Annotated in this window: 9 protein-coding genes and 1 pseudogene; 7 read left to right on the forward strand and 3 right to left on the reverse strand. The window is 71.8% G+C overall.

The window, feature by feature from the left end; translation table 11 throughout:
- Positions 1 to 406, reverse strand: a pseudogene (locus tag HPY23_RS16720) (glycosyl transferase); the annotation flags it as partial.
- A 140-nt stretch (positions 407 to 546) separates the two neighbouring features.
- Between HPY23_RS16720 and HPY23_RS16725 the strand changes: the two are divergent.
- The 3 genes from HPY23_RS16725 to HPY23_RS16740 all read left to right on the forward strand — a co-directional run bounded on the left by HPY23_RS16725 (position 547) and on the right by HPY23_RS16740 (position 2,246).
- Entirely contained in the window at positions 547 to 1,410 is an 864-nt protein-coding gene (locus HPY23_RS16725; protein ID WP_091886286.1) for a transporter substrate-binding domain-containing protein, read from the forward strand.
- A 110-nt stretch (positions 1,411 to 1,520) separates the two neighbouring features.
- Positions 1,521 to 1,682, forward strand: a complete 162-nt coding sequence (locus tag HPY23_RS16730; protein ID WP_175539945.1) for a type II toxin-antitoxin system RelE/ParE family toxin — start codon at positions 1,521 to 1,523, stop codon at positions 1,680 to 1,682.
- Positions 1,683 to 1,928: 246 nt separating this feature from the next.
- Positions 1,929 to 2,246, forward strand: coding sequence for a HigA family addiction module antitoxin (locus HPY23_RS16740; protein WP_091886292.1), 318 nt, complete (start codon positions 1,929 to 1,931; stop codon positions 2,244 to 2,246).
- Positions 2,247 to 2,296: 50 nt separating this feature from the next.
- Here HPY23_RS16740 and HPY23_RS16745 read toward each other — a convergent pair whose 3' ends face one another.
- A complete protein-coding gene (locus tag HPY23_RS16745) occupies positions 2,297 to 3,091 on the reverse strand; it encodes an SDR family NAD(P)-dependent oxidoreductase (RefSeq protein WP_091886295.1) in 795 nt (264 codons plus the stop codon).
- A gap of 13 nt (positions 3,092 to 3,104) precedes the next feature.
- Entirely contained in the window at positions 3,105 to 3,887 is a 783-nt protein-coding gene (locus tag HPY23_RS16750; RefSeq protein WP_091886298.1) for an SDR family NAD(P)-dependent oxidoreductase, read from the reverse strand.
- A gap of 305 nt (positions 3,888 to 4,192) precedes the next feature.
- Between HPY23_RS16750 and HPY23_RS16755 the strand changes: the two genes are divergently transcribed.
- From HPY23_RS16755 to HPY23_RS16770, 4 genes are all read left to right on the forward strand, one after another.
- Positions 4,193 to 5,215 carry an LLM class flavin-dependent oxidoreductase gene (locus HPY23_RS16755; RefSeq protein WP_091886302.1) on the forward strand — a complete coding sequence of 341 codons (1,023 nt, stop codon included), beginning with the start codon at positions 4,193 to 4,195 and terminating at the stop codon, positions 5,213 to 5,215.
- A gap of 101 nt (positions 5,216 to 5,316) precedes the next feature.
- On the forward strand, positions 5,317 to 7,020 hold the full coding sequence (locus tag HPY23_RS16760) for a lysine--tRNA ligase (RefSeq protein ID WP_091886305.1): 1,704 nt from the start codon (positions 5,317 to 5,319) through the stop codon (positions 7,018 to 7,020).
- A gap of 142 nt (positions 7,021 to 7,162) precedes the next feature.
- The gene (locus HPY23_RS16765) at positions 7,163 to 7,549 is read left to right on the forward strand and encodes a hypothetical protein (protein ID WP_060845677.1); all 387 of its coding nucleotides are present in this window, start codon (positions 7,163 to 7,165) and stop codon (positions 7,547 to 7,549) included.
- A gap of 195 nt (positions 7,550 to 7,744) precedes the next feature.
- On the forward strand, positions 7,745 to 7,853 hold a 109-nt coding region (locus tag HPY23_RS16770; protein WP_236012443.1), incomplete at its 3' end, for a GTP-binding protein.

The following is a 7,853-nucleotide window of genomic DNA, read 5'->3' on the forward strand; positions in this document are numbered from 1 at the left end:
CCGCGGCGGCGAGCGCCGCCGGCGTCGTGAACACCGCGTTCGGCGGCACGCCGGCGGCCAGCAGGGCGGCTACGGCACCGGGGGGCGGCGCGAGCAGCCACTCCCCGCCGGCCCCGCGCGTCGCGCCCTGGCGGACATCCTCGGGAAACCGCGCCCCGGGGTCGAGGACGAGCCCGGCGCCGCGGAACGGCCGCCCGAGCGCCCGGGCGAGGGCGGCGTAGTAGGCTGCCTCGCTCATCAGGCCGGCGCGCAGCAGGGCCGCGACCGGCTCCGTGCCCTCCCGCCGCGCGAGTACGGCCGCCTCCCGGACGACCGCGAGGTCGACCCCCTGGCCGAGCAGGAAGGCCAGCTCGCCCGGCAGGACGATGGCGGTGGCGCCGTGGGGAGACCGGACCTCGACGAACATGACGGGCTCCGAACCTGCTGACCCCGAACTTGCGGACTCCCTCCGGCGGAGGTTCGTGGTATCGGGAGCCTATGGCTCGTCCCGCATCCGCAACAGCGCCCCGCCGCCCGACCGGCGGTTTTTTCGCAATCGTTGCGCGTATGCCGCAGCGTCACCGTCGCGGCCAAGTGGCAGCTCTGCTGGCGGCGCTGCTCGCGGCGCTCCTGGCGTTCGCCGCGGGCCCCGCCCGGGCGGCCGAGCCGGTGACGATCCCGAACTTCTGGAATCCCCGTGCCCGGCTGGAGCGGCCCGATCCGCCGCAGGCCACCCGGCCGATCCGCTTCCTGACCGACGACGAATACCCGCCGCTGCACTTCGCCGGGCCGGACGGCAGCCCGACCGGGTTTTCGGTCGAGCTCGCCCGGGCGGCCTGCGAGAAGCTCGGCCTGACCTGCACCGTGCAGGCGCGCCGTTTCGACACGCTGCTCGACGCGCTCCAGGCCAACCAGGGCGACGTGGTGGCGGCCGCGATCCCGCTCACCGCCTCGCTCCGGAGCGGCCACCAGGTGACCCGGCCCTATTTCCGCTGGCCCGCCCGCTTCGTCGTGCGCGGCGACAAGGGCCTGCCCGCGCCCGACCCGAAGGGGCTCGCCGAGCACCCGGTCGGCGTGGTCTCGGGCACCGCGCACGAGGCGTATCTGCGCACCTTCTTCAAGGTCACCCCGAAGACCTATCCCGATCTCGGCACCGCCGAGGCCGCGTTGCGCCGGGGCGAGGTCGACTACCTGTTCGGCGACGGGCTGGCGCTGGCGCTCTGGATCGGTGGCACGGATGCGGCGGGCTGCTGCGCCTTCGCGGGCGGCGACTACCTGGAGAACCGCTATTTCGGCGAGGGCATCGGCTTCGTCACCCGCAAGGAGGACGAGGCGCTGGCTCGCGCCCTGGACGACGCGCTCCAGCGCCTGTGGGACGAGGGCAAGTACGCCGAGCTGTACCTGCGGTTCTTTCCGGTGAGCCCGTTCTGAACGCATCCGCTCGGACGACGGGCGTGAATTCGCCCCGTTTCCCGAGACCGCGTGCTTGACCACAATGTATCATCGTTTGATACTGATGCCCGGCCGAGGGCGGGAATCTTGTGGCGATCCAGAGCTTCGCGGACGAACGGACCGAGGCGGTGTTCCGGGGGAGGGCACCGAAGGGACTTCCGGCCACGATCGTCGGCACGGCGCGCCGGAAGCTGAAGATGCTCGACCCCGCCCGGATACTCGACGATCTCAAGCAGCCTCCGGGCAACTAGAGCATTTTCCGACGAAGTGGAAACCGGTTCGTCGCAGAAAATGCGACAAAACAATGACTTAGAGAGCTTCGCGATTGCAACGCGATCGTGAAGTGCTCGAGTTGCATCCGCTCGAGCGGGACCGGCTCGGTCAGCACGCGATCTGGACAAACAGCCAATACCAGCTCTGCTTCCGTTGGACGGAGGCCGGATCGGACCGTGTGGAGATCGTCGATTACCATTGACCCCGGGCCCGAGGAGGCCGGCATGACCATCGAGTTCGAGACCGACACGGTTCTCCCGCCGATGCATCCGGGAGAGGTCCTGCGCGAGGAGTTCCTGGTTCCGCTCGGGCTGTCGGCCGGTGTGGTCGCCAAGGCCTGCCGCGTGCCTCGCACCCGCATCGAGCGGATCGCCGGGGAGGAGGTCGGCATCTCGACCGACACCGCCTTGCGCCTCGGCCGCTATTTCGGGACGACGCCGGATTTCTGGCTCAACCTGCAGCGGCAATTCGAGCTCGAAGCGGTCGGTCGCGAGATCGGTGACGAGATCGCCCGGATCACGCCCCTGGACCGGGCCGCCTGAGAGAGCGCCGCCTTCAGGGACGCCGCAGACGCGACGGAGACGGCCGGCGCTCAGCCCCGCGGCGCCCGCGGCACGAACGGATGGGTGCTCGACAGCCCGCCATCGACCGCGAGCGCCTGCCCGTTGACGTAGGCCGCCTCGTCGCTCGCCAGGAACACGGCGGCGGACGCGACCTCCTCGGGCAGGCCCGCCCGGCGCGACGGGTTGAGCTGGCCGATGCGGTTCTGCTTCCCCTTCGCCCGCGCCGCGGCGAACAGGCCCGCCGTCATGCCGGTCTCGATCAGGCCGGGGCAGACGGCGTTGATCCTCAGACCCGTCCCCGCGAAGGCGTCGGCGGCGGTCTGGACCAGGCTGATCACCCCGGCCTTGCTGGCGCTGTAGGCCGCGCCCGCCGCGTTGGCGCGAAGCCCGGCGACGGAGGCGGTGCAGACGATCGCCCCGCCGCCATGGCGCAGCAGCAGGGGCCCGCCGTGCTTGATCGCCAGGAAGGCGCCGATCAGGTTGATCCGCAGCACCTCCTCCCACTGCTCGACGCTCTGCTCGGTGAACGGCACCGTGCCGCCGCCGATCCCGGCATTGGCGTGGATCGCGTCGAGCCGGCCGAAGGTCCGCTCGGCCGCCGCCAGGCACCCGGTCACCTCGGCCTCGCGGCCGGCATCCGCCACGAGCGCGAGCGCCCGGCCGCCCTCCGCGGCGATCAGCGCGGCGCTCTCCTCGGCCCCGGCGGCGTCCCGGTCGACGACCGCGACCGCCGCGCCCTCGCGGGCGAACAGCAGGGCGGAGGCGCGGCCGATGCCGCTGCCCGCGCCGGTGACGAGAACCGCCCTGTCGGTGAAGCGTGCCATCGTGCGAGCCCCGTCACGCCACCGTGTAGCCGCCGTCGATCACCACCACCTGGCCGGTCTGGTAGGACGACGCCCCGCTCATCAGGTAGACGGCGATGCCGCCGAAATCCTCCGGCCGGCCGAACCGGCGGGCGGGGATGCGCGGCAGGTTGAAGCTCACGAACTTCTCGTTCGCCATCAGCCCCGCCGTCATGTCGCTCTCGATCCAGCCCGGCAGGATCGCGTTGGCGGTGACGCCGTAGCGGGCGAGTTCGACCGCGAGCGCCCGCACCATCGCGTTGAGCGCGCCCTTGGTGGCGCCGTAATGCTCGTTGCGCGCCGCCCCCAGCAGCGAGGCGACGCTCGACGTCGCGACGAGGCGCCCGAAGGCGTCGCCCGCGCCGGCGCGCTCGGCCATGTGGCGGGCCGCGACCTGGAAGCTCGCCACCACCCCGTCGAGGTTGACCGCGAAGGTCTGCCGCCACTCCGCCGCGTCCCGTTCCAGGAACGAGCGCCGCCCGCCCCCGGCGACGCCCGCATTTGCGAACATCCCGTCGACCCGGCCGAAGCGCGCGAGCGTTGCGTCGAAGGCGCGCTGCACCGCGTCCGGGTCGGCGACGTCGCAGGTCTCGGCCGCCACCGGCGCACCCGCGAGGGCGAGGCGTTCGAGCGCCCGCCGGTTCTTCTCCGCGTCGCGGCCCCAGATCGAGACCGCGCAGCCGGCGCCGGCCAGGGCCTCCGCCATGCCGAGCCCGATGCCGCCATTGCCGCCGGTGACCACCGCCACCCGGCCGGTGAGATCGAACAAGCCCGCCATGGGTCCTCCCCGGATCGCCGCTCGTCTCGTTGCCGGTTCTTGGCCGGCGCGAGCGCGGGCGTCAGCATCGGGGAATCGTTCGGGGCGGGCAAGATCCGGTTTCGAACGGCCGGGATGGGCACTGTCGCTCAGGCATTCCGTCGGTCGGAACAGGCGGTATGGCGGCGCCTCTCGCAGATAGATGATGGCTGCCCACGCAACCCCTGCATGTCACGCATCGGCCCGGGGCGCTTGTATCCGCCGCCCCCAGGCCAAATCTTGGGGCCCAGCAGGGGACATGCACTCACAACCTCCGGGACCCGCCGATGCCGCCACTCTCCGTCCTCGATCTCGCGCCGATACCGCAGGGTGCCTCGCCGGGTGATGCGCTGCGCAACACCCTCGACCTGGCGCAAGCCGCCGACCGGTGGGGCTTCACCCGCTACTGGGTGGCCGAGCACCACAACATGACCGGCATCGCCAGCGCGGCGACCTCGGTGGTGGTGGGCTACATCGCCGGGGGCACGCACCGCATCCGGGTCGGGGCCGGCGGCATCATGCTGCCGAACCACTCGCCGATGGTGATCGCCGAGCAGTTCGGCACGCTGGCCGAGCTCTATCCGGGCCGCATCGACCTCGGCCTCGGGCGCGCGCCCGGCACCGACCAGCGCACCCTGCGGGCGCTCCGCCGCGATCCGTCGGCCTCCGACCATTTCCCGCAGGACGTCCTGGAACTCCAGACGCTGCTCGGGCCGCTCGATGCCGGCCGCGTCATCCAGGCGGTGCCGGGCACGGGCACCAACGTGCCGCTGTGGATCCTCGGCTCCAGCCTGTTCGGGGCGCAGCTCGCGGCGATGCTGGGCCTGCCCTACGCCTTCGCGTCGCATTTCGCGCCCGACGCCCTGATGCAGGCGCTCGAGGTCTACCGCGCCCGCTTCGAACCGTCGGCGCAGCTGGCGAAGCCCCACGCCATGGTCGGCGTCAACGTCATTGCGGCGGAGACCGACGGCGAGGCGCGACGCCTCTTCACCTCGGCCCAGCAGGCCTTCACCAACATCTTCCGCGGCACCCGCGGCCAGCTGCCGCCGCCGATCGACGACATCGAGACCTACTGGTCGGGCCACGAGAAGGTGCAGGCGGCCGGGATGCTCGCCTGCTCGGTGGTCGGCTCGCCCGACACCGTAAAGCGCGGCCTCGACGCGATCGCGGCCCGTACGCAGGCCGACGAACTGATGGTGGCGGCCGCGATCTACGACCACCGGGCGCGCCTGCGTTCCTACGAGATCCTGGCCGACATCATGGCCGGGGCGCGAACGGAAGCGGCGTCTCGCGAACCCGTCCCCGCGTAAGACAATCGCATCGCGTTGACCCCCGGGAGCGCGGCCCATAGGGTGCCGGGCTCCCTTCAACGCTCACCGGAAGGCCGCGTCCGCGCGGCCTCGACACGCGAATGCCCGCACCTTTCCGCATCGATCCCGCCCTGGCGGAGGCCGCCGCCTCCGCGTCCGCCTGGCCCTTCGAGGAGGCGCGCAAGCTCGTCGCCCGGCTGGAACGGACGGGCAAAGGCGAGGTGCTGTTCGAGACGGGCTACGGCCCCTCGGGCCTGCCGCATATCGGCACCTTCGGCGAGGTCGCCCGCACCTCGATGGTGCGCCACGCCTTCCGGACGCTGACCAACGACAGCGTGCCGACCCGCCTCGTCGCCTTCTCGGACGACATGGACGGCCTGCGCAAGGTGCCGGAGAACGTGCCGAACAAGGCGCTGCTCGCGGAAAACCTCAACAAGCCGCTGACCGCGGTGCCGGACCCGTTCGGCACCCACGACAGCTTCGGCGCCCACAACAACGCCGAGCTGCGCCGCTTCCTCGACAAGTTCGGCTTCGAGTACGAGTTCCTGTCGGCGACCGAGTGCTACCGCGCGGGCCGCTTCGACGCGACGCTGCTGCGGGTGCTGGAGCGCTACGACGCCGTGATGGCGGTGATGCTGCCGTCGCTGCGCGCCGAGCGTTCGGCCTCGTACTCGCCGTTCCTGCCGCTGCACCCGGTCACCGGGCACGTGATGCAGGTGCCGATCGACGAGGTGAAGGTCTCGTCCGGCACCATCGTGTGGCGCGACCCCGCGACCGGCGAGGCCTACGAGACCCCGGTCACCGGCGGCCACGCCAAGCTGCAGTGGAAGCCCGACTGGGCGATGCGCTGGGTCGCGCTCGGCGTCGACTACGAGATGGCCGGCAAGGACCTGATCGATTCGGTCAAGCTATCGGGGCAGATCGCCCGCGTGCTCGGCGCCGAGCCGCCCGAGGGCTTCAACTACGAGCTCTTCCTCGACGAGAAGGGCCAGAAGATCTCGAAGTCGAAGGGCAACGGGCTGACCATCGACGAGTGGCTGGCCTACGGCACGCCCGAGAGCCTCGCCTTGTTCATGTACAACAAGCCGCGCGAGGCCAAGCGCCTGCACTTCGACGTCATCCCGCGTCACGTCGACGACTACCTGTCGTTCCTGGAGAAGTTTCCCGGCCAGGAACCGAAGCTGAAGCTCGGCAACCCGACCTGGCACCTCCATGCCGGTACCCCGCCCGAGCCCGAGCGGGTCGGGGAGGGCGGGGCGCTGCCCTTCGCGATGCTCCTGAACCTCGTGGCGGTCGCCAACACCGAGGACCCGGCGGTCTTGTGGGGCTTCATCCGCCGCTACGCGCCCGAGGCCTCGCCCGAGACGCATCCGCGGCTCGACCGGCTGGTGCACCACGCGGTGCGCTACTTCCGCGACTTCGTGCGCCCGCAGAAGACCTACCGGACGCCGAGCGCCGAGGAGGCGGCGGCGCTCGCCGACCTGTCGGAGACGCTGGCGGCGCAGGTGGGGTCCACCGACCCGGAGGCGCTGCAGGCCGCGGTCTACGAGGTCGGCCGGCGCCACTTCCCCGACCTGTCGGGCAAGTCGAAGAGCCCGGACGGGCGCCCGGGCGTGTCGCAGACCTGGTTCACGACGCTCTACGGCATCCTGCTCGGCGAGGCGCGGGGCCCGCGCTTCGGCTCGTTCGTCGCGCTCTACGGCGTCGAGGAGACCCGCGCGCTCATCGCCCGCGCCCTGTCGGGGGCGCTCGCCGAGGAGCACGCCGCGTTCCTCGAAAGCCGCGACACGCCGCAGGCGGCCTGACGGACAGGCCCCGAGGAGCCCCGCTCGAAAGGGCGGGGCTCGCCCTGCGGCGTTGTCCCCATCCCTCCACCGCTTTACCTTGGCAGCAGGGAATCAGTGGTGGTATGGAACGTAACAGGAACAAACGCCCCGGGACACCGTCATGCGCGCCGTGATGCCGCTGCTGCTCGTCGCCTTGTCGGGACCGATCCACGCCACCGCGAGTCACGCCTTCGACGGGGCGCGGCCGAACCGCGAGGCGGCGGCGATCGCGCGGCTGAAGGGCTGCCTTGCCCGGGAATCCGCGGCCGCGCGGGTTCGCCGCGAGACGCCCGAGCACTTCGCCGTGCGGGCGCAGCACATCTGCCTGCCGGCCAAGCGCGACGCCGCGCGGGCGAAGGCCGTGGCCCTGGTGGCGGCGGGCTTCACCGAGGCCCCCGACCTCGTCGGCGCCGTCGAGCAGCTGCTCTCCGACCACGAGCGCGACACGGCGGAGGCCTACGCGCGCAGCGTCGGCCGCCGGCGCGTGGCGGGCGGCGCCGAGCCGTGAGCCGCGACGCATGGCAGAGAGACGCTTGGCAGGGAGACGCTTGGCAGGGAACGGGGCGCATGGCTGGACCGTGCCGACCGTCGCGCAGGCCTCCGGGCGCATGCGCGCACTTGATCAACCGGCGCTAACCCTCTAAGCGGGCCGCGCCTTCCGCCCGGCTGGACGTCGTGGGCGGGCTTGCCGCAGGTGATGGATATGGCCAAGGAAAAGTTTTCGCGGACGAAGCCGCACTGCAACATCGGCACCATCGGTCACGTTGACCATGGCAAGACCTCGCTGACCGCGGCGATCACCAAGGTGCTGG

It is taken from the genome of Methylobacterium ajmalii, from assembly GCF_016613415.1.
In the GTDB taxonomy this organism is placed as follows: Bacteria; Pseudomonadota; Alphaproteobacteria; order Rhizobiales; family Beijerinckiaceae; genus Methylobacterium; species Methylobacterium ajmalii.